This is a genomic window from Paraburkholderia sp. CI3 (assembly GCF_050436505.1).
Taxonomy (GTDB): Bacteria; Pseudomonadota; Gammaproteobacteria; order Burkholderiales; family Burkholderiaceae; genus Paraburkholderia; species Paraburkholderia tuberum.
In genome coordinates this window covers 344546-365333 of record NZ_JBNDMI010000002.1, presented here as the reverse complement: position 1 = coordinate 365333, position 20788 = coordinate 344546, and the positions used below count along the sequence as shown (strand labels likewise).

General features: G+C 65.2%; 17 protein-coding genes. 14 read left to right on the top strand and 3 right to left on the bottom strand.

All coding sequences use genetic code 11. The features are described from left to right. The first annotated feature begins 13 nt into the window (after nucleotides 1-13). From OKW29_RS04500 to OKW29_RS04445, 12 genes are all read left to right on the top strand, one after another. A complete protein-coding gene (locus OKW29_RS04500; protein ID WP_429290135.1) occupies nucleotides 14-1309 on the top strand; it encodes an extracellular solute-binding protein in 1296 nt (431 codons plus the stop codon). A 60-nt stretch (nucleotides 1310-1369) separates the two neighbouring features. Next, a complete protein-coding gene (locus tag OKW29_RS04495) occupies nucleotides 1370-2287 on the top strand; it encodes a carbohydrate ABC transporter permease (RefSeq protein WP_429290134.1) in 918 nt (305 codons plus the stop codon). Between the two features lie 92 nt (nucleotides 2288-2379). Beyond that, the gene (locus OKW29_RS04490) at nucleotides 2380-3123 is read left to right on the top strand and encodes a carbohydrate ABC transporter permease (RefSeq protein ID WP_429290133.1); all 744 of its coding nucleotides are present in this window, start codon (nucleotides 2380-2382) and stop codon (nucleotides 3121-3123) included. Nucleotides 3124-3192: 69 nt separating this feature from the next. Beyond that, a complete protein-coding gene (locus tag OKW29_RS04485; protein WP_429290132.1) occupies nucleotides 3193-4323 on the top strand; it encodes an ABC transporter ATP-binding protein in 1131 nt (376 codons plus the stop codon). A gap of 278 nt (nucleotides 4324-4601) precedes the next feature. Continuing rightward, nucleotides 4602-7007 (top strand): glycoside hydrolase family 3 N-terminal domain-containing protein, encoded by a 2406-nt coding sequence (locus OKW29_RS04480; protein WP_429290131.1) that lies wholly within the window; start codon nucleotides 4602-4604, stop codon nucleotides 7005-7007. Nucleotides 7008-7072: 65 nt separating this feature from the next. Further along, a complete protein-coding gene (locus tag OKW29_RS04475; RefSeq protein WP_184068291.1) occupies nucleotides 7073-7840 on the top strand; it encodes an SDR family NAD(P)-dependent oxidoreductase in 768 nt (255 codons plus the stop codon). Continuing rightward, entirely contained in the window at nucleotides 7837-8721 is an 885-nt protein-coding gene (locus tag OKW29_RS04470) for an SMP-30/gluconolactonase/LRE family protein (protein ID WP_429290130.1), read from the top strand. Before OKW29_RS04475 ends, OKW29_RS04470 begins: the two co-directional genes overlap by 4 nt. A 156-nt stretch (nucleotides 8722-8877) precedes the next feature. Further along, complete coding sequence (locus OKW29_RS04465; RefSeq protein ID WP_429290129.1) at nucleotides 8878-9873, top strand: LacI family DNA-binding transcriptional regulator; 996 nt, start codon at nucleotides 8878-8880, stop codon at nucleotides 9871-9873. Between the two features lie 181 nt (nucleotides 9874-10054). Then, on the top strand, nucleotides 10055-11461 hold the full coding sequence (locus tag OKW29_RS04460; protein WP_429290128.1) for an MFS transporter: 1407 nt from the start codon (nucleotides 10055-10057) through the stop codon (nucleotides 11459-11461). A 32-nt stretch (nucleotides 11462-11493) separates the two neighbouring features. Continuing rightward, entirely contained in the window at nucleotides 11494-13278 is a 1785-nt protein-coding gene (locus OKW29_RS04455; RefSeq protein WP_184023534.1) for an IlvD/Edd family dehydratase, read from the top strand. A gap of 84 nt (nucleotides 13279-13362) precedes the next feature. Then, complete coding sequence (locus OKW29_RS04450; protein WP_187616515.1) at nucleotides 13363-14550, top strand: fumarylacetoacetate hydrolase family protein; 1188 nt, start codon at nucleotides 13363-13365, stop codon at nucleotides 14548-14550. A 40-nt stretch (nucleotides 14551-14590) separates the two neighbouring features. Next, nucleotides 14591-16033, top strand: coding sequence for an aldehyde dehydrogenase family protein (locus OKW29_RS04445; protein WP_429290127.1), 1443 nt, complete (start codon nucleotides 14591-14593; stop codon nucleotides 16031-16033). A 153-nt stretch (nucleotides 16034-16186) separates the two neighbouring features. Here OKW29_RS04445 and OKW29_RS04440 read toward each other — a convergent pair whose 3' ends face one another. From OKW29_RS04440 to OKW29_RS04430, 3 genes are all read right to left on the bottom strand, one after another. Next, nucleotides 16187-16453 carry a DUF4148 domain-containing protein gene (locus tag OKW29_RS04440; protein WP_429290126.1) on the bottom strand — a complete coding sequence of 89 codons (267 nt, stop codon included), beginning with the start codon at nucleotides 16451-16453 and terminating at the stop codon, nucleotides 16187-16189. A gap of 198 nt (nucleotides 16454-16651) precedes the next feature. After that, nucleotides 16652-17485 (bottom strand): DUF2182 domain-containing protein, encoded by an 834-nt coding sequence (locus OKW29_RS04435; RefSeq protein WP_429290125.1) that lies wholly within the window; start codon nucleotides 17483-17485, stop codon nucleotides 16652-16654. Next, complete coding sequence (locus tag OKW29_RS04430; RefSeq protein ID WP_429290124.1) at nucleotides 17482-18246, bottom strand: DUF899 domain-containing protein; 765 nt, start codon at nucleotides 18244-18246, stop codon at nucleotides 17482-17484. The genes OKW29_RS04435 and OKW29_RS04430 overlap by 4 nt, the downstream gene beginning before the upstream one ends. Nucleotides 18247-18412: 166 nt before the next feature. Here OKW29_RS04430 and OKW29_RS04425 point away from each other — a divergent pair, with 166 nt between their 5' ends. After that, nucleotides 18413-19642, top strand: a complete 1230-nt coding sequence (locus OKW29_RS04425) for a helix-turn-helix domain-containing protein (RefSeq protein WP_429290123.1) — start codon at nucleotides 18413-18415, stop codon at nucleotides 19640-19642. Between the two features lie 14 nt (nucleotides 19643-19656). Beyond that, nucleotides 19657-20331, top strand: coding sequence for a glutamine cyclotransferase (locus OKW29_RS04420; protein WP_429290122.1), 675 nt, complete (start codon nucleotides 19657-19659; stop codon nucleotides 20329-20331). Nucleotides 20332-20788: the final 457 nt, after the last annotated feature.

Below are 20788 nucleotides of genomic sequence, written 5' to 3'. Positions count from 1 at the left end.
AGGGGACACACCCATGGCGTACCCGGCTTTGTTTAAAGCGCGGTCCATCATCGGCGCGACGGCGCTGCTATTTTCGTTGTCTGCAGTTGTTTCGAACGCCGTAGCGGCGGACTCCAAAACGATCACGGTATGGGACCAGCAGACCAATGCGTCGTCGAGCAAGATCATTCGCGACGCGTCGGATCGATTCGAAAAGGCGGTTCCGGGCTACAAGGTCGAGAATTCGCACGTCCTGAACGAGGCGTACAAGACTAAGCTGAAGGTCGCTTTCGGCGCGAACCAGCCGCCGTGCGTGTTCGAGAACTGGGGCGGCGGCGGGCTGCACGAGTACGTGAAATCCGGCCAGATCGCCGACCTCACGCCGTACCTGGAGAAGGATCCGGCGTACCGCAGCCGCTTCATGCAAGCGTCATGGAATGTCACGACGTTCGACGGCAAGACCTACGGTGTTGCCGCCGAAAACGCGGCGGCCGCAGTGATCTTCTACAACAAGGAAGTCTTCAGGAAGTACGGCATCACGCCGCCGAAGACGTGGGATGAACTGATGCACGTCGTTGAAGTGCTGAAGTCGCACAACGTTGCAGCGTTCTCGCTCGCGAACAAGAACAAGTGGACCGGTTCGATGTACTACATGTACCTCGTCGACCGTATCGGCGGTCCGCAAGTCGTGAAGGACGCGATCGAAGGCAAGGGCAAGGGCTTCGAAGATCCGGCGTTCGTCGAAGCCGGCAAGCGCATTCAGGAACTCGTGAAGGCTGGCGCGTTCGCACCGGGCATCAACGGTCTCGATTACGACTCGGGCGCCTCGCGCCGCCTGTTGTACACGGGCAAGGCTGCCATGGAGCTGATGGGCGCCTGGGAAGCTTCGACGATCGCGAACGAAAATCCGACGTTCTCGAAGGATCTCGACTTCTTCGCGTTCCCGAGCGTGCCGGGTGGCAAGGGTGATCCGCGCGACCTGATCGGCACGGTCGGCGACGGCTTCCTCAGCATCTCGACCGAGTGCAAGACGCCGGACGCAGCGTTCAAGCTGATCCAGGCATTGACCGACGAGCAGGCGATGCAGGCTCGCGCGTCGGATGACCACAAGCTCCCGCCGGTCAATAACGTCAAGATCGACGATCCGTTCACGCAGCGTCTGCAGCAAATGCTTGCCGCCGCTCCGAGCGTGCAGCTCTGGTACGACCAGGCACTGCCGCCGGCCCTCGGTGAATTGCACAAGGACACGACGCAAGCACTGTTCGGTCTGTCGCTGACGCCTGAGGCTGCTGCGCAGCAAATGGAAGCCGCTTCGAAGAAGGGCGGCTGATCTCCAGTCTTAAAGAAAAGTCCGACCGGCACCGCGAGGTGCCGGTCGGCATACAAGCCCGTGAATATCGCACTTTCCGCTACACCCGAACGCCGGCTGAGATTTTCATCGCAAACGCTCGTCACGGTTGTGTTTCTTGCGCCGTCGCTGCTGCTGCTGGCCGTGTTCCTGCTTTATCCGCTCGTCTCCAGCCTGCGGCTGTCGCTGCTCGACTGGAACGGTCTCGGCAACACTGCCCGTTATATCGGGCTCGCGAACTGGGCGCGGCTCGCGCACGACATGGTGTTCTGGCAATCGCTGAAGAACAACGTGATTCTTGCTGTCGCGTCGATCGTCGTCCAGCTTCCGATCGCGCTCGCGCTCGCCGTGCTGCTGGAGAAGGCCGGTCGTGGCTCGCGCTTGCTCAAGGTTCTCTATTTCCTGCCGCTGCTGATGTCGAGCGTGGCGATCGGTGTGCTGTTCAAGCAAATCTACGATCCGAATTTCGGTCCGATCAACGTCGCGCTGCAGGCTTTCGGGCTTGATGGCTTCGCGATGGACTGGCTGGGCGATCCGCATTTTTCGCTGGCTGCGACCATCGCCGTGATCATCTGGCAGAACGCGCCTTTCTACATGATTCTGTTTCTCGCCGGCCTCTCGTCGATGCCGGCCGAGGTCAACGAGGCTGCGCTCCTCGACGGCGCATCCGAGTGGACCATTTTCTGGCGCATCAAGCTGCCGCACCTGCAAGGCACGGTGCGCACCGCTGTGCTGCTGTCCGTGCTCGGGTCGCTGCGTTACTTCGATCTCGTCTTCGTCATGACGGGTGGCGGCCCCGAAGGCTCGTCCGAGGTGATGGCCACCTACATGTATCGCACGGTGTTCAGTTCGTTTCAACTCGGCTACGGCAGCACCATCGGCTCGGCGATGTTCCTTATCGTCATCACGGTGGCGGCGGTGTCGATGTACTTCACCCGCCGTTATGCAACCGAGGTCTGAACCATGAACAAGAAACTACGCTTCCCCCGCGTGGGGGTTCCTCTCTGCTGGCACTGACCTGGCTGGCCGTCACGACGATTCCGTTTCTCTTCATGGTCGCATCGAGCTTCAAGAGCCAGGAAGAGACCTTCGCGACGTCAGTGTGGGCGCCGCCGAGCCACCTGTATTGGGGTAACTACGCGGCTGTGCTGCAGGGGCCGTTTTTCACTTATTTCCGTAACAGCGTGTTCACGGTGGGCGTGTCGGTGCTGCTGATCGTCATCATCAGTGCGATGGCGGCCTACGTGTTTGCGCGCTTGCGCTTCTCGCTGAACAAGACGCTGTTCGGTCTGGTGGTCGCCGGCATGATCGTGCCGCTGCATGCGACGCTCGTGCCGATCTATCTGCTCACGCGCAACCTCGGCCTTTACGACACCGCGTTCGCGCTGCTCGGCCCTTACGTGGCCCTCAGTCTGCCGGTGTCGATCTTCATCCTGACCGAGTTCATGCGCCAGATTCCGCGCGAGCTCGAAGAAGCGGCGCAGCTCGACGGCTGCAGTCCGTTCCGCATCTTCTGGCGTATTTTCTTCCCGCTTTCGGCACCGGGGCTCGCCACCGTGACGATCTTCAACGGCATTGGTCTGTGGAACGAGTTCATCTTCGCGTACATGCTCACGTCGACGGCCGAGCACCGTACGCTGCCGCTCGCGATTTGGGACTTCATGGGGCAATACGCGTCGAACATACCCTCGATGCTGGCCGTCCTCGTGCTCACGTCGCTGCCGCTGATCGTTGCCTACGCGTTCGGTCAGGAGCGCGTGATCAAGGGGATGATGGCCGGCTCGCTCAAGGGCTGATCCGCATCGCACCTCACCTCGAATCGTGTGGGCCAAAGTGGCCCGCACACCGAACCTCGTATAAACGATATGGCAAGCATCTCTCTCACTAACGTACAGAAGTCCTATACGAGCGGTAACTCGGTGATCCGCGACGCCAACCTCGAAGTCGGCCGGGACGAATTCTGCGTGTTCCTCGGGCCGTCGGGCTGCGGCAAGTCCACGCTGCTGCGCATGATCGCCGGTCTCGAATCGATCACCGACGGCGAACTGCGCATCGACGGTCAACTGATGAACAACGTCGAACCCGCGAAGCGCCAGGTCGCGATGGTGTTTCAGAACTACGCGCTCTATCCGCATATGAGCGTGTACGAGAACATGGCATTCGGCCTGCGTCAGGCGAAGGTCGATAAGGCCACCATCGACAAGAAGGTGCGCAGCGCCGCTGCCGCGCTGCAACTCGACAGCTACCTCGAACGCCGCCCCGCTGCGCTGTCCGGCGGCCAGCGCCAGCGCGTGGCGATCGGGCGCGCCATCGTGCGCGAGCCGGGCGTGTTCCTGTTCGACGAGCCGCTGTCGAATCTCGACGCCGCGCTGCGCGTGCAGACGCGCACCGAAATCGCCCGTTTGCATCGCGAGTTCAACCGCACGAGCGCGGTGTACGTCACGCACGACCAGATCGAAGCGATGGCGCTCGCCGACAAGATCGTGCTGCTGCACGCCGGCGCGGACATGGAAAAACACGGCAGCATCGCGCAGATCGGCGCGCCGCTCGATCTGTACCACCGGCCGAAGAGCCGTTTCGTCGCGGGCTTCATTGGTTCGCCGAAGATGAACTTCATGCCGGCCACGGTGCTCGCGGTCGACGACAAGGGCATTCAGGTCGAGCTGACCACGGGCGAGCGCGTGCGCGCCGAGGTCGACGGCCGCAGGCAGCGCGTCGGTTCGCAGGTCACGCTCGGCGTCCGGCCGGAGCATCTTGCCCTGCCGTCGGCGCAGGCCGGCGTGCAGACAATCCGCTGCGCCGTGCGCCTGGTCGAACGGATGGGCGAGCACAGCTACGTGCATGTGGACGGTGGCGTGCGCGACGGCAACACGATGATCGCCAAGCTGCCCGGCGACGGTGGCGTGACGCACGACGAACGCGTCGAACTGGCGTTCGCACCGCACGCGTGCCACGTGTTCGACGACAAGGATTTCGCGCTGCCGCGTCTGCACTGATCCGCTTGCGATCGCGCTGCTTGCACGACGCGAGCAAGCGCGGTCCCATTGCGTTGCGTCGCTAGACGCAACGAACGACCCGTAGTCGATCAAACACGGCGAATTCGAGTCGCGGCTGCGTTCGATCGATTAGCAGGACTGCGAAGTCTGGAAAGGTATCTGAAATAGAAGGGATGGCATCCGGGCTGAAGCAACGCGATGCCGCACGCTTGTCAGAAACAACGGATTTGTCGGCGCTTCATGCGCTTCGTACACCAGGATAAAAAAAGGAGTTTTCGATGTTGCTTCGCCAAAGTGAGGTCCCGCTCTACCGCAATCCAGCGGCAGCCATGGAAGAGCGCGTGGCCGATCTGCTCGCGCGCATGACACTCGACGAAAAGATTGCGCAGCTTCACGCCGCGTGGCTGAAGCTGTCGGCCGATGGCAATCACAAGGCGCGTAGCATCGATTTCGCGCAGAGCGCCAACCAGATCACGGTCGACGAGATCCTGCAGCATGGCCTCGGCCAGATCACGCGTCCGCTCGGCACGCATACGGTCGATCCGAAAGAAGGCGTACGCGCACTCAACGAGCTGCAGCGCAAGATGGTCGAAGACACGCGCCTCGGCATTCCGGTGATGTCACACGAGGAATGCCTCGTCGGGCTCATGATCAAGGACGCGACGCTGTTCCCGTCGCCGTTGAACTATGCGGCGACGTGGAATCCGCAACTGGTCGGCGAAGTGGGCACGATCATCGGCGAGCAGGCACGCTCGATCGGCTGTCATCAGGGGCTCGCGCCGGTGCTCGACGTGTCGCGCGACCCGCGGTGGGGCCGCACCGAGGAGACGCTCGGCGAAGACCCGTATCTGGTTGGCGTGCTAGCGTGTCATTACGTGAAGGGCCTGCAGGGCGAACAGCGCGATCTGCTCGCGACGCTCAAGCATTTCGTCGGTCATTCGGCGAGCGAAGGCGGCCGCAATCATGCGCCGGTGCATGTCGGTCCGCGTGAGCTCAACGACGTGTTCATGCTGCCTTTCGAAATGGCCGTGAAGCTCGCGAACGCGGGCTCGGTGATGCCCGCCTATCACGACGTCGACGGCGTACCCTGTCATGGCGATCGCGCGCTGCTGCACGACACGCTGCGAGAGAAATGGGGCTTCGACGGTCTCGTCGTCGCCGATTACGCGGGCGTTGACCTGCTGTTCAGCCATCATGCGGTAGCGCGCGACAGCGCGTCGGCCGCGGCCCTCGCGTTCAACTCCGGCCTCGACGTCGAGCTGCCGGGTCACGAGTGCGCGGTGCATCTGAAGGAAGCGCTCGAGCGCAACGAGATCAGCGAAGCGACGATCGACACCGCCGTCTCGCGCGTGCTGCGCGTGAAATTCCAGCTCGGCCTGTTCGAGAATCCGTACGTCGATCCCGAACGCGTCGACGTGAAAAGCGCGACCGCGGGCGATACCGCATATCAGGTCGCGCTCGAATCGGCGGTGCTGCTGCGCAATCAAGGCGACGTGCTGCCGCTCGACGCGCACGGCCCGGAAAAGATCGCGGTGATCGGCCCGACCGCCGACGATCCGCTCGCGCTGCTCGCCGGCTACAGCTTCCCGGTGCACCTGATCAACAGCGGCGAGCAGTCCACTGCTTCGATCGCGACGCCGCTGCGTTCGCTGCGCGCGTTGTTCGGCGACGAGCGCGTCATTCACGCGCAGGGTTGCGACATCATCAAGGAGCGCCGCGCGGGCGCGCCGGTGTTCCCGGGCGACGTGTCGCTCGATCTGACCGGCGACGCGCATTGCGACGAGCTGATCAGCAAGGACACCGACGGCATCGCGTCCGCGGTCGAGGCCGCCCGGCAAGCGGGCGTCGCGCTGGTGTTCGTCGGCGATCTGGCGGGCCTGTTCCAGTCCGGCACGGTCGGCGAAGGGTCCGATACCGACAGCCTCGACCTGCCGGGCGTGCAGCAGGCGTTGCTGCAGGCAGTGGTCGATAGCGGCACGCCGACGGTCGTCGTGATGACGGGCGGCCGTCCGTACAATCTCGGCGGCCTCGAAGACCGCATCGCCGCGCAGATCATGGCGTTCGCGCCGGGCGAGCGTGGCGCCGAGGCGCTGGCCGATCTGCTGGTGGGCCGCGCCAATTTCAGCGGCCGTCTGCCGCTGTCGGTGCCGAAGAGCGCGGGCGCCGTGCCGTACGTGTATAACCATCGTCTGAAGAGCGCGGGAACGCCGATTGCATACCATTTCGGCTGCCGCTATCCGTTCGGTTTCGGTCTCGGCTATACGCAGTTCCGTTACGGCGATCTCGCGCTCGCGCATAGCGAAGTGCCGATCGAAAGCGGTACGATCGAGTTGAGCTTCACGGTCGACAACATCGGCGCGCGCGACGGCACCGAGATCGTGCAGATCTACGTGCACGACCGGCACGCGTCGGTCGCGCGGCCGGTCCGCGAGCTGAAGGCGTTTGCGCGCGTGCCGCTCGCGGCCGGTGCGTCGGCGCGTGTGCGCGTGAAACTGCCGGTGGACATGCTGAACTTCACCGACGCGTGCGGCGAGCGTATCGTCGAGCCCGGTGACTTCGATCTGCTGGTCGGCAGCTCGAGCCGCGACATTCATCTGAGCGGCACGGTCGCCGTCGCGGGCTCCGCGACGAGAACGCTCGAACGCAACTGGCGCATGCTGAGCGAGGTCGAGATCGTGGCCTAAGCGGCGGGTCAGGGCGGCGAGCGCCGTCCTGTGTGTGGTCCTACTCGTAACAAGTGGAAAATCTGATGTCGTACGCAACCTATCCAAGTCTGTCGGACAAAACCATCGTCGTGACCGGCGGCGGCAGCGGGATCGGCGCCGCGATCGTCGAGGCCTTCGCGCAGCAAGGCGCGCGCGTGTTCTTCCTCGACGTCGCCGAGCACGGTTCGCTCGCGCTGCAGGAAACGCTTCGCCACGCGAAGCATCCGCCGCTGTTCCGCCGCTGCGACCTGAAAAATGTCGACGCGATCGAAAACACGTTCGCCGACATCGTCGATGCGGTGGGCCCGATCGACGTGCTCGTCAACAACGCCGGCAACGACGACCGGCACGAAATCGGCGAGCTCACCGCGAGTTACTGGGACGACCGTATCGCGGTGAATCTGCGCCACCAGTTCTTCTGCGCGCAGGCCGCCGCGAACGGTATGCGTCGCGCGGGGCGCGGCGTAATCCTGAATCTGGGCTCGGTGTCGTGGCATCTCGCGCTGCCGAACCTCGCGATCTATATGACCGCCAAGGCCGGCATCGAAGGGCTCACGCGTGGTCTCGCGCGTGATCTGGGCAGCTCGGGCATCCGCGTGAATTGCATCATCCCCGGGGCGGTGAAGACGCCGCGGCAGATGCAGCTGTGGCAATCGGCTGAGAGCGAAGCGAAGGTCGTCGCGAGTCAATGTCTGCAACTGCGCATCGAGCCCGAGCACGTCGCGCGTATGGCGCTGTTCCTCGCCTCCGACGACGCATCACGCTGCTCCGGCCGCGATTACTTCGTCGACGCAGGGTGGTACGGAGAATGAGCATGCCGGTCCCAGCGTGCGTATGGGCGGTCGGCGCCGAACTGGCCGAAGGGCCGCTATGGCAGGCCGCCGAAAACGCGGTGTATTTCGTCGATATCAAGGGGCGCCGGATTCATCGGCTGTCCGTCGCGACCGGCGAGCAGCGGACGTGGCAGGCGCCCGACCAGCCCGGTTTTCTGGCGCCGCTCGCGGACGGCACGTTCGTATGCGGGCTGCCATCCGGCTTGCATCGCTTCGATCCGGCGAGCGGTGAGTTCAGCAAGCTCGCCGAGGTCGAACCGCATCTGCCGGGCAACCGCCTCAACGACGGTTTCGTCGATGCACGGGGACGCCTGTGGTTCGGCTCGATGGACGATGCGGAAGAGGCGCCGAGCGGCACGCTGTATCGCGTGAACGAGCAAGGCGCGGCAATCGCGCAGGACGACGACTACGTGATCACGAACGGCCCGGCGATGAGCCCGGACGGCCGCACGCTGTATCACAACGACACGATGCGGCGCGTGGTTTATGCCTTCGACGTCGCCGCGGACGGCACGCTGTCGGGCAAGCGCATCTTCGCCGCCATCTCCGGCGACGGCCATCCCGACGGCATGGCCGTCGATGCCGACGGCTTCGTGTGGATCGCGCTGTTCGGCGGCTGGCGGATCGAGCGTTACTCGCCGGCGGGCGAGCTGGTCGATCAGGTGCCGTTGCCGTGCGCGAACGTGACGAAGCTCGCGTTCGGCGGCGACGATCTGCAAACCGTCTATGTGTCCACCGCATGGAAGGGACTGACGGCGGTCGAGCGCCAGCATCAGCCGCAGGCGGGCGGGCTGTTCTCGTTCCGCGCGCCGGTGGCGGGGCAGGCTCAGGCGCGCTGCACGGTGGGCTTCGAGCGCTAGACGACAAAAACACAGCGACAGGACAGGCCGCAAAACGCAACCCTGACGTTGCCTGGTCGCTCCGCAAGGAGCGGCCCGCTATCATGTGCGTTCCATGACTTTCGCGCATTCGCCCCGATACCTATCATGACGTCCAGGCCGCCAGTCCCGCCCCGCATGTCCGATGTTGCCGAACGCGCTGGCGTCTCGAAGATGACCGTGTCGCGCGTGCTCGCCGGCCGCAACGTGTCGCAGGCGACTCGCGAACGCGTGCAGAAGGTCATCGACGAACTCGGCTACGTCGCCGATGCGGCGGCGGGCGCGCTGTCGTCGGGACGCTCGGCGTTCGTCGCGGTGCTGGTGCCGTCGCTGTCCAGCTCGAACTTCTCCGACACCGTGCGCGGACTGAATGCCGCGCTGGGCCCGCACGGTCTGCAACTGCTGCTCGGCGACACGGACTACCGTCTGGAACAGGAAGAACTGCTGGTGCGCTCGATGCTGCGCCACCAGCCGCGCTGCGTCGCGTTGACGGGCGGCCGGCACACCGAGGCGACGCGCATGCTGTTGCAGCGCGCCGGCATTCCGGTCGTCGAAATGTGGGATTTGCCCAGCGATCCAATCGATAGGGTCGTCGGCTTTTCGAACTCGTCGGCGGCGCGCGCGATGGTCCGGCATCTGCACGAGCGCGGTTATCGGCGGATCGGCTTCATCGCGGGTGCCAGCGAGCGCGACCGGCGCGGGCACGACCGGATGCGCGGCTACGTCGCCGAAATCAAGGCGCTCGGCCTCGGCGAGCCGCGCGTGATCCGGCTCGGCGATTCGCCGATCACGATGAGCCACGGCGCACCGGCGATCGGCGCATTGCTCGACACGTGGCCCGATACCGAGGCCGTGATGTGCGTGAGCGACATGTCGGCGTTCGGCGCGATCATGGAGTGTCACCGGCGCGGGCTGTCGGTGCCGGGCGACATCGCGGTCGCCGGGTTCGGCAACTTCGAGGTGTCGTGGTGCTGTCAGCCGAGCATCACGACGGTGTCGGTCGACGCGTACGGCATCGGCCTGCGCGCTGGCGAAACGCTGCTCGCGGCGCTCGCCGATTGCGAAGCGGGTGAGGTGCAGCGCAGGAAAGCGGTGAAGATCGATTTCACGGTGATTGCACGCGATAGCGCGTAGATGGCGCACTAGCACTCCCCTTAATTAAACAGATCAGGGATATCCCTCGGTTGTCCGGCTGGTAAGCCGGGCGTAACATCCACAGCTAGAAATGTTACCGGTAACTTAACCGGCGGTGCCAAATCGCACGAGCCGCGAGGCAACGGCATTTCCGACCAAAAATACGCTGATGGAGAAACGAATGACCGCTGTACCGTCCGCCATCGCCGCGCCCGCCGCGCGCGTCGACGAGTTCGAGGAAAGGACCTATCGCAAGGTCGTGCGCCGGCTGCTGCCGGTACTGTTGCTGTGCTATGTGGTTGCTTATCTGGATCGCGTGAACGTCGGCTTCGCGAAGCTGCAGATGCTCGACGATCTCGGCCTGTCCGACACGATGTACGCGATCGGCGCGAGCGTGTTCTTCTGGGGCTATTTCATCTTCGAAGTGCCCAGCAACGTGTTCCTGCATCGCTACGGCGCGCGCTTCTGGATCGCGCGGATCATGTTCACGTGGGGGCTCGTGTCGATGGCGCTCGCGTTCGTCGCGCCGCTCGCGCGCGTCGCGCACGTCGAAACCGCGACGATGTTCTACATCCTGCGCTTTCTGCTCGGGCTCTGCGAGGCCGGCTTCTTCCCCGGCGTGATTCTGTACCTGAACTTCTGGTTTCCGTCGCAGCGCCAAAGTCGCGTGATGTCAGGCTTTCTGATCGCAATGCCGGTCAGCCTGATGCTCGGCGGCATCGTGTCGGGCTGGCTGATGGACCATACGGCCGGCCTGCTCGGCTATCAGGGCTGGCAATGGATGCTGCTGATCGAAGGCGTGCCGTCGCTGCTGACCGCGTTCGTGGTGTACTTCTCGCTCGACGACGGTATTGACCGCGCGCGCTGGCTCACGCCGCAGGAGAAAAGCCTGCTCGCGGCGAATCTGCAGCGCGAAAGCGCGCACAAGACAGCGCGCTTCGGCTCGGCGGTGCGCGATCCGCGCGTCTGGCTGCTGGTCGCGATTTTGCTCACGTTCAATACCGGCTTCTACGGCCTCGCGTTCTGGCTGCCGTCGATCATCAAGGCGACCGGCGTGCAGGATCCGTTGCATATCGGCCTGCTGACCGCGATCCCGTACGGCGTGGCCATCATTGCGACGCTCGCGAACGCCGCGCATTCGAAGAAAACCGGCGAGCGGCGCCTGCATGCGGCGATTCCCGCGCTGATCGGCGGAATCGGTCTGATCATGAGTGCGGCTTTGGCGCATCATGTGGTGTGGGCGATCACGTTTCTGACGATCGCCACCGCCGGCATCCTTGCGCTGATGCCGATTTACTGGACGTTCCCGGGACAGCTGCTGTCGGGCGCCGCCGCGGCGGCCGGCATCGCGATGATCAACGCGATCGGCAATCTGTCCGGCTTTACCGGTTCGATGATCACCGCCGTAGCGAAAGATTTGACCGGCGACATCAACAACGGCACTTACGCCCTCGGTGCGTGTCTGCTGGTCAGTTGCGTGCTGATCCTGCTCGTGCCGCGCACGATGCTGACGCGGGCCGCCTCGAATGAAGACAGCGGCCCCGGCCGCGAGACAGCGCGGGCACAGAAACACGCAGAGCACGCATAAGAAACCCTCACCCAGACAGAGAGACAAGCATCATGTCAGCATCCACCCCGCGCCGGCTGCGCAGCCAGGAATGGTTCGACGATCCCTCGCATGCGGATATGACGGCACTGTACGTCGAGCGTTTCATGAACTACGGTCTGACGCGAGAAGAGCTGCAGTCGGGCCGGCCGATCATCGGCATCGCGCAGACCGGCAGCGATCTCGCGCCGTGCAACCGGCATCACATCGAGCTCGCGGCGCGCACGAAGGCCGGTATTCGCGACGCGGGCGGCATTCCGATGGAATTTCCGGTGCATCCGCTCGCCGAGCAGAGCCGCCGGCCGACCGCAGCGCTCGATCGCAATCTCGCGTATCTGGGCCTCGTCGAAATCCTGCACGGCTTCCCGCTCGACGGCGTCGTGCTGACCACCGGCTGCGACAAGACCACGCCCGCGTGCCTGATGGCGGCGGCCACCGTCGATATGCCGGCGATCGTGCTGTCCGGCGGCCCCATGCTCGACGGCTGGCACGACGGCAAGCGCGTCGGGTCGGGCACCGTGATCTGGCATGCACGCAATCTGCTGGCGGCCGGCGAGATCGACTACGAAGGCTTCATGGAGCTGACTACCGCGTCGTCGCCGTCGATCGGTCACTGCAACACGATGGGCACCGCGCTGTCGATGAACAGCCTCGCCGAAGCGCTCGGCATGTCGCTGCCCGGCTGCGCGAGCATTCCAGCCGCTTACCGCGAGCGCGGCCAGATGGCCTACGCGACCGGCAAGCGCATCGTCGACCTCGTGCGCGAGGACCTGCGGCCGTCGAAGATCATGACGAAAGAAGCGTTCGAAAACGCGATCGTCGTCGCATCGGCGCTCGGCGCGTCGACCAACTGCCCGCCGCATCTGATCGCGATTGCGCGGCACATGGGCGTCGAGCTGAGTCTCGAAGACTGGCAGCGCGTCGGCGAGCAGGTGCCGCTGATCGTCAACTGCATGCCCGCCGGCGAATATCTCGGCGAGAGCTTCCATCGCGCGGGCGGCGTACCGGCCGTGATGCGCGAGCTCGCGAAAGGCGGCCTCGTGCACGAGGATTGCCTGACCGTGTCGGGCCGCACGATGGGCGAAATCGCGGCCGCCGCACCCGCGCCGGATCGCGAGGTCATCAAGACGACCGACGATCCGCTGAAGCACGGCGCGGGCTTCATGGTGCTGTCCGGCAACTTCTTCGACAGCGCGATCATGAAGATGTCGGTGGTCGGCGATGCGTTCCGCAAGACCTACCTGAGCGAGCCAGGCGCAGAAAACAGCTTCGAAGCGCGCGCCATCGTGTTCGACGGCCCCGAGGATTATCACGCGCGCATCAACGACCCGTCGCTCGAAATCGACGAGCATTGCATCCTCGTGATTCGCGGCACGGGTACGGTCGGCTATCCGGGCAGCGCCGAGGTCGTCAACATGGCGCCGCCGGCGGCGCTCGTGCGCCAGGGCATCACGTCGCTGCCGACGCTCGGCGACGGCCGTCAGAGCGGCACGTCGGCGAGCCCGTCGATTCTGAACATGTCGCCGGAAGCGGCGGTGGGCGGCGGCCTTGCGCTGTTGCGCACGAACGACCGCATCCGCGTCGATCTGAATTCGCGTAGCGTCAAAGTGCTGGTGGACGAAGCGGAACTCGCGCGACGTCGCGAAACCGTGCACTTCGAGATTCCGCCCGCGCAAACGCCGTGGCAGGAGCTGTATCGCAAGACGGTGGGCCAGCTTTCGACCGGCGGCTGCCTCGAACCGGCGACGCTGTATCTGAAGGTGATTGCCGAGCGCGGCAACCCACGGCATTCGCATTGACCCGCGGGTGACAAGGCCGGGCTTCGCACGCAACGCGACGCCCGGCCTTGCCCGTTTTCCCACTTATCCGAAAGAGCCCATCCCATGTCCGCAACTTTCCCCTCCAGCTTTCTTCCCGGCGATCTGAACGACGCACTGCTGATCGGCCGCGTGTGGCGCAAGACCGAACAGCATGAAGGACCTTGCGTGGTCGTCGTGCGCGGCGGCGAGGTGTTCGACATCACCGCGGTCGTGCCGACTACCGCCGACCTGTTCGAGCGCGACGATGCCGCGCAATTTGCGCGCAGCGCGCCGGGCGTGCCGCTCGGGCCGGTCGCGCAGCTGATCGAGGCGAACCTGCCGGGCGCGAGCGCACCGGCCGTGCGCGTGCTCGCGCCGTGCGACGTGCAGGCGATCAAGGCCTGCGGCGTCACGTTCGCGGTGAGCCTGATCGAGCGCGTGATCGAGGAGCAGGCCGGCGGCGATCCGGCGAAGGCGAAGGAAGTGCGCGAGACGATCGCGTCGACGATCGGCACCGATCTGTCGAAGATCAAGCCGGGATCGGAAGCGGCGATGAAGCTGAAGGCCGAGCTCGAGCGTCGCGATGCGTGGTCACAATATATGGAAGTCGGCATCGGTCCGGACGCCGAAGTATTTTCGAAATCGCAGCCGATGTCGGCAGTCGGCTTCGGCGCGGACGTCGGTCTGCTCGCCGCGTCGGTGTGGAACAACCCGGAGCCGGAGATCGTGCTCGCGGTGAATAGCCGCGGCGGCATCGTCGGCGCGACGCTCGGCAACGACGTGAACCTGCGCGACATCGAAGGCCGCTCGGCGCTGTTGCTCGGCAAGTGCAAGGACAACAACGGCTCGTGCGCGATCGGTCCGTTCGTGCGGCTGTTCGACGAAACCTTCTCGCTCGACTCGGTGCGCGCCGCGAGCGTGTCGCTGCGCGTCGAAGGCGCCGACGACGACTTCGTGCTCGACGGCGTGAGCCACATGAGCGAGATCAGCCGCGACCCGGCCGACCTCGTCGCGCAGACCTGCGGCCGCCACCACCAGTACCCGGACGGCTTCATGCTGTTCCTCGGCACGATGTTTTCGCCGATCAAGGATCGCGACGCGCCCGGCGGCGGCTTCACGCACCACCTCGGCGACCGCGTGACGATCTCGACGCCGCAACTCGGCGCGCTGACCAACACGGTGCGCCTGTCCACCGAAATCGAGCCGTGGACGTTCGGCGTGCGCGCGCTCTATCGCAATCTCGCGGCCCGTGGCCTGCTCGTTGCTGAATAACCGGAGTTGTCGCTGCAATTTTCGAAAGGAGAATCAGGACATGAGTCAGTTCGCAAACTACATCGACGGACAGTGGGTCGACGGCGCGAGCGTGTCGCGCAACGTCAATCCGTCGAATCTCGACGACGTGATCGGCGAATTCGCGCAAGCCGACGCCGAGCAGACGCATCGCGCGATCAGCGCCGCGCGCAAGGCCTTCGCGCAGTGGTCGTTGTCCACGCCGCAGCAGCGCTTCGACGTGCTCGACCAGGCGGGCAGCGCGATCCTCGCGCGCAAGGCGGAACTCGGCAAGGTGCTCGCGCGTGAAGAGGGCAAGACGCTGCCCGAGGCGATCGGCGAAGTGGGCCGCGCCGGGCAGATCTTCAAGTTCTTCGCGGGCGAAGCGCTGCGCGTCGGCGGCGAAGTGATGCCGTCGGTGCGGCCGGGCATGACGGTCGAAATGACGCGTGAGCCGGTTGGCGTGGTCGGCCTGATTACGCCGTGGAATTTTCCGATTGCGATTCCGGCGTGGAAGATCGCGCCGGCGCTTGCGTACGGCAACACGGTCGTGATCAAGCCGGCCGATCTGGTGCCGGGCAGCACGTGGGAGCTGGTCAAGATCATCGCCGAGGCGGGCGCGCCGGCGGGGGTGATCAACCTCGTGATGGGGCGCGGTTCGGTGGTTGGCGAGGCGCTCGTGTCGTCGCCGGAGGTCGATGCGATCAGCTTCACCGGTTCCGTTTCGACGGGCCGCGCGATCGGCGCGAAGTGCTTCGATTCGGGCAAGAAATTCCAGCTGGAAATGGGCGGCAAGAACCCGATGGTCGTGCTCGACGACGCCGATCTCAATGTCGCGATCGAAGCGTGCATCAACGGCGCGTTCTACTCGACGGGCCAGCGTTGCACGGCGTCGAGCCGGCTGATCGTGACCGCGGGGATCTATGACCGCTTCATCGACGGCATGAAGGCGCGCATGCGCGCGCTGAAGGTCGGCGATGCGCTCGCGGACGGCACGCACATCGGCCCGGTCGTCGACGACAAGCAGTTGGCACAGGACGAGCGCTACCTGGCGATCGCGCGCGAAGAGGGCGGCACGGTGTTCGGCGGCGAGCGCGTCGAAGGCTCGACGCGCGGCTATTTCCTCGCGCCGGCGCTGGTCACGGAGACGACCCCGGCTATGCGCATCAACCGTGAAGAGGTATTCGGGCCGGTGGCGTCGGTCATCAAGGTCAAGGACTACCAGGAAGCGCTCGCGGTTGCCAACGGCACCGAGTTCGGGTTATCGGCCGGCATCTGCACGACATCGCTGAAGTACGCGAGTCATTTCCGCCGCCATGTGCAGGCCGGCATGGTGATGGTCAACACCGCGACGGCGGGGGTCGATTATCACGTGCCGTTTGGCGGACGGAAGGGGTCGAGCTACGGTCCGCGCGAGCAGGGCGCCTACGCCCGCGAGTTCTATACGTCGGTGAAGACCGCGTATATCAACCCGGGCGCGGTCTGACGCAGAACTAACAACAGAGCTCCCCAAAACGGAACTGGCCCGCCATCGCATTCAGTCGCGATGGCGGGCCAGTAGGGGAAGCTGCGAGAGCGCTAAGCCGAGCGCTCCGGCAGGTACAGCTACATCAACAGCAACTTTCCAACCTGCAACGCCTTACTGCGCTGCGTGACCTTGCTGCGACGAACCGCTGGTCACGCCGCCGACCGCGGTGTTTTGCGCCGCGACGCGGGCTTCGGCAGCCTGAATGTTCGACGGATATTCGTTCGGGTTCGAACGTGCCGGGTTGTAGCCGGCTTTTTCGATCTGAGCCAGCTCTTCACGGACTTGCGCACGGGTCAGCGGCTGGTTCGATTGAGCGAAAACGGCAACCGGAGCAGCGAGGATAGCGGCGATAACGACGGCTTGAACGAGCGATTTCATTTTTACTACCTCCAGGTTTTGTCTTGTTAGGCTGCGAAACCGTTTGTTTGCAGCAGTGATGACAGTCTAGGGGCAGCGGAAAGTAGGGTAAATACCTAATTTCTGAACTTACTGTTTCCGAAAGCAAAACAATAATGAGACAGCAAGGCCGTCGAGCATCGATTTGCGAAGCGATCCGCGACAGCTGGCGCGCATGAGTCAACCGGCTGATAGGGCCTGGATGAGCAGCAAGCCCGCGCCGGCGACGGCTATGGCGCCGCTCGCCCGGGCGACGAGTGCGCCGTCCGGCGCGAGTCGCTCGGCCGTAATCGCGGCCGTCACGGCGGCCATCAAGCGCAAATCCGTCATGCCGACAACCAGCAGAATTGCCGTGAGACCCCCGCAGCAACCGGCGCAATCGATGCCGATGCGCAGACCGTATCTCCACGCGCTCGGCGCATCGGCGGGAAGGCTGGGTGTCGTGCGGCTGCAGGCGAGGCGGCGGGCTTTCCATGTGCTGAACTGCAACGCGCCCGCGAGCAATACGACCACGCTGACCGCCAGCGGCATCGAACGCGCGAGCGCTGGCCACCGCAACTCGAGCGCCGCGAGCGACGCGCCCAGTGCAAACACGGCCACGCCGAGCACCGTCCATACGACCGCATACGCGCCACTCACGAGCATCGTCAGCAGGGCCAGTCGCTCCGCACTTGCGCGCGAGCCGATCGCGTCGCGATAGCGCAGCAGCGTCGGCATCAACGACGGCAGCATCATCGCCGACATCATCACGATCCACATGCCGATGAACGATGCCGCGGCGCGGGCCCACGTGCGCCCGCAGGTCGGCATCCACAGCGTCGACATCGACCAGCCGCCGGGCATCGGCAACGCGCCCATCGCCGCCATCGACGCGCCGTGGGCCAGTGTCGCCGCGACGCTCGCGCCGAACACCAGTGCGCAGACGCCGACGAACACGCGCTGCGATGAGCGCGCCGCGCGCCGTGTGACAAGGCGCTGCCCGCTCAAGCAGACAGCGCGCACGAGCGGGCTCATGACCGCTCGTACTCGTCGTGACGGCGCCACCAGATGCCCGTCTCGTTGCGCCCCTTCGGCGCGCGATCGAGCCACTGGTACATGCCCCACAGCGCATCGACACCGCGCGCGTAAGTCGAGTACGTGTGATAGACGACGCCGTCTTCGAGCACGAACGCGCTCATGCCTGGCCGGTCGCGCGAATAGGTGGCCGCGTCGGTGCCGCAGGTCGCCGCGAACTGCGCGACCGGTTCAGGCGTGGGCGTCACGTCCATCGCGTGACTGTTGCGCGCGTAGTTGTACTCGATATCGCCATCGCGCTGCTGTGCCTCGGTGAACGAGACGTTGAAGTCGAAATTGAAATCGCCGCTTGCCGACGACGCCCATGGAAACGTCCAGCCCATGCGCTGCTTGTACGTCTGCAGCTTGTCGAGCGGCGCGCGCGACACCGCCGTCAGCATCACGTCGTGATGCGCGAGATGCACGGCGAAGCCGGCGAAGCCGTCCGCGATCGACGAGCATGACGGGCAGCCCGCCTTGTAGTCGGGGCCGAACATGAAGTGGTAGACGAGCAGCTGCGAACGTCCTTTGAACAGATCGGCGAGCGACGCGCTGCCTTGGTCGGTATCGAAGCGGTAGGCCTTGTCGACCCTGACCCACGGCAGCGCCTGGCGTTGCCGCGCGAGCTCGTCGCCGTGTCGCGTGTGGGCTTTTTCCGCGTCGAGCAGCGCGCGTCGCGCGGCGAGCCACTGTTCGCGTGTTCCGATCGGATGCGTAGTCATCGTGGTACCTCCGTGAGTCGTGCCGCGCCGCGCGAACCCTTGCCCGACGGCGTCGGTGACGGTTGATGGTCGTGCTAGATTAGGGCCGGGCATCCATCGGGTGGGAGTGACAAGTGTGGCGGGATTCACTTGATGCATTGACGTGCTACGCGCGGACTCGCACGCCGTGGACGCGCTGATTTCGGCGGCGGCGCGCGCGCTCGCGGCCGGCGATCCGCTTGGCGCGCTCGACCACGTCGCGTTACGCGACGACGCGCCGGCGCTCGCGCTGCGCGGCATCGCGATGGCGCAGCTCGGCGATTTCGGGCGCGCAAAGGCGCTGGTGCGCGACGCCGCGCGTGCGTTCGGCGCGCAGCATGCGGTGGCGCGCGCGAGATGCGTGGTCGCCGAAGCGGAGATCGCGCTGGCGTCGCGCGATCTCGCATGGCCCGCCAAAACACTCGACGCCGCGACCGCCACGCTCGACGCGTACGGCGATCGCGTCAATGCCGCGCATGCGCGGTATCTCGCGGCGCGGCGTCTGCTGCTGATCGGCCGTCTCGACGAAGCGGAGCGCAAGCTTGCCGCGCTCGATCCCCGGCCGTTTCCGCCCGCACTGCGTGCCGCGCATGAACTGGTGGTCGCGGGAGTCGCGCTGCGGCGTTTGCGCAGCAGCGCCGCCCGTGCCGCGCTGGCGCGGGCCGGACACGCGGCACGCGAGGCCGGCATTCCGGCGTTGATCGCGGAAGTCGAAAGCGCGTCGGTGGCACTGGGCAAACCGGCGGCGCGCATGATCGCGCATGGCGAAGAAGAACCGATCCTGCTCGATGAAGTCGAGAAGCTGTTGACCTCGAATCGCGCTGGCGGCGCGTTGATCGTCGACGCTTGCCGCTACGCGATCCGCGATGCGAACGCGGCGGTTGCGCTCGCGAGCCGACCGGTGCTGTTTGCGCTCGCCCGCATGCTCGGCGAGGCATGGCCCGACGACGTGCCGCGCGACGCGCTCGTCGCACGGGCGTTCCGCGCCAAACGCGCCGACGAATCGCATCGCGCGCGGCTGCGCGTCGAGATCGGCCGGCTGCGCACGGCGCTCGGCACGCTCGCGAGCGTCAGCGCGACGACGCGCGGCTTCGCGCTCGCGCCGCGTCACGCTCGCGAGGTCGTCGTGCTGGCGCCGCCGGTCGAAGGCGAGCATGCGGCGCTGCTCGCGTTTCTGTCGGATGGCGAAGCGTGGTCGAGTTCCGCGCTTGCCCTCGTGCTCGGCGCGAGTCAGCGCACCGTGCAGCGCTCACTCGACTCGCTCGCTGCGGCCGGCAAGGTGCAGCCAGTGGGCGAGGGGCGCGCGCGCCGCTGGATGACGCCGCCTCTCGCCGGATTCGCGACGGCTTTGTTACTCCCTTCCCCGTTCCCTTCATGATTAGGATGGCCACCATGAACCGCTCCGCCGCCAGAATCGTCCGTGAATATGGGCCCTTTACGGGCGTCGATAAAGTGCATGGCGTCACCTACGACGGCCGACAGGTGTGGATCGCGACCGGCGAACGGCTCGACGCGTTCGATCCGGCGAGCGGCGAGACGCTGCGCTCGATCGCGGTGGCCGCCGACGCGGGCACGGCCTTCGACGGCGAACACCTGTTCCAGATCGCGCACGGCCGCATCCAGAAGATCGACCCGCAGAGCGGCCGCGTGCTGTCGACGATCGCGGCGCCCGGCGACGGCGGCCAGTCGGGGCTGACATGGGCCGAAGGTTCGCTGTGGGTCGGTCAGTATCCCGAACGAAAAATCTATCAGGTCGATCCGGACACTGGCGCGGTGCTGCGCACGATCGAATCGAATCGCTTCGTGACCGGGATCACGTGGGTCGACGGCGAGCTATGGCATGGCACGTGGGAAGGTGACGAGAGCGAGCTGCGGCATCTCGATCCGCGCAGCGGCGAGGTGCTCGAGCGCGTCGAGATGCCGGCCGGCGCGGGCATTTCCGGACTCGAATCGAACGGCGCGGATCTGTTCTTCTGCGGAGGCGGCGGCAGCGGGCTCGTTCGCGCCGTGCAGCGTCCCTTGCGAGAGAGCGACTCGCAATTGCCGGTCGATTCGACGAACGAGTGATTCGTCATGCAAGCAGCGCGTCCTCGTTATCCGGCGCTGGTATTTGGCTCACTTGTACTCGCCGATAACGTAAGTCATCGTTGGTAAACGAAGTATTCCATTGCGTTACTCTTATCGCGAGACTACTCCCCAGACGCGGGCCGCCTGCAGCGACTTCCAGCAGGCCGTGGCAAAGCACTCAGCCACCGCCGGATAGCGGTCCCGTCATCTCGCTTCTTCAGCCTCGCCCCACCAGTGCTCGCATCAGACCCACCGACGCGGCGCATGCGCCACCACCCGGTACTCGAAAGTCCAAACCGCAACACTCGGATGCTGCACCGCACACGCGAAGTATTCCAAGTGTTTTTCAATAGTAGCGGGGAATTGAGAGCATTTTCGCTGCACCCCAACAACTGCGACGGTTGGTTCTCAGCTTTATTTTCGTCTTCGTTGCTTGCCGGTGCATTGCGGCTTTTCG

Bases quoted from the DNA above. Each gene is read 5' to 3' on its own strand.
- OKW29_RS04485 (WP_429290132.1), top strand. From the start codon at position 3,193: ATGGCAAGCATCTCTCTCACTAACGTACAGAAGTCCTATACGAGCGGT.
- OKW29_RS04440 (WP_429290126.1), bottom strand. From the start codon at position 16,453: ATGAAATCGCTCGTTCAAGCCGTCGTTATCGCCGCTATCCTCGCTGCT.
- OKW29_RS04430 (WP_429290124.1), bottom strand. From the start codon at position 18,246: ATGACTACGCATCCGATCGGAACACGCGAACAGTGGCTCGCCGCGCGA.
- OKW29_RS04420 (WP_429290122.1), top strand. From the start codon at position 19,657: ATGAACCGCTCCGCCGCCAGAATCGTCCGTGAATATGGGCCCTTTACG.
- OKW29_RS04465 (WP_429290129.1), top strand. From the start codon at position 8,878: ATGTCCGATGTTGCCGAACGCGCTGGCGTCTCGAAGATGACCGTGTCG.
- OKW29_RS04475 (WP_184068291.1), top strand. From the start codon at position 7,073: ATGTCGTACGCAACCTATCCAAGTCTGTCGGACAAAACCATCGTCGTG.
- OKW29_RS04435 (WP_429290125.1), bottom strand. From the start codon at position 17,485: ATGAGCCCGCTCGTGCGCGCTGTCTGCTTGAGCGGGCAGCGCCTTGTC.
- OKW29_RS04490 (WP_429290133.1), top strand. From the start codon at position 2,380: ATGGTCGCATCGAGCTTCAAGAGCCAGGAAGAGACCTTCGCGACGTCA.
- OKW29_RS04450 (WP_187616515.1), top strand. From the start codon at position 13,363: ATGTCCGCAACTTTCCCCTCCAGCTTTCTTCCCGGCGATCTGAACGAC.
- OKW29_RS04500 (WP_429290135.1), top strand. From the start codon at position 14: ATGGCGTACCCGGCTTTGTTTAAAGCGCGGTCCATCATCGGCGCGACG.
- OKW29_RS04470 (WP_429290130.1), top strand. From the start codon at position 7,837: ATGAGCATGCCGGTCCCAGCGTGCGTATGGGCGGTCGGCGCCGAACTG.
- OKW29_RS04480 (WP_429290131.1), top strand. From the start codon at position 4,602: ATGTTGCTTCGCCAAAGTGAGGTCCCGCTCTACCGCAATCCAGCGGCA.
- OKW29_RS04455 (WP_184023534.1), top strand. From the start codon at position 11,494: ATGTCAGCATCCACCCCGCGCCGGCTGCGCAGCCAGGAATGGTTCGAC.
- OKW29_RS04445 (WP_429290127.1), top strand. From the start codon at position 14,591: ATGAGTCAGTTCGCAAACTACATCGACGGACAGTGGGTCGACGGCGCG.
- OKW29_RS04460 (WP_429290128.1), top strand. From the start codon at position 10,055: ATGACCGCTGTACCGTCCGCCATCGCCGCGCCCGCCGCGCGCGTCGAC.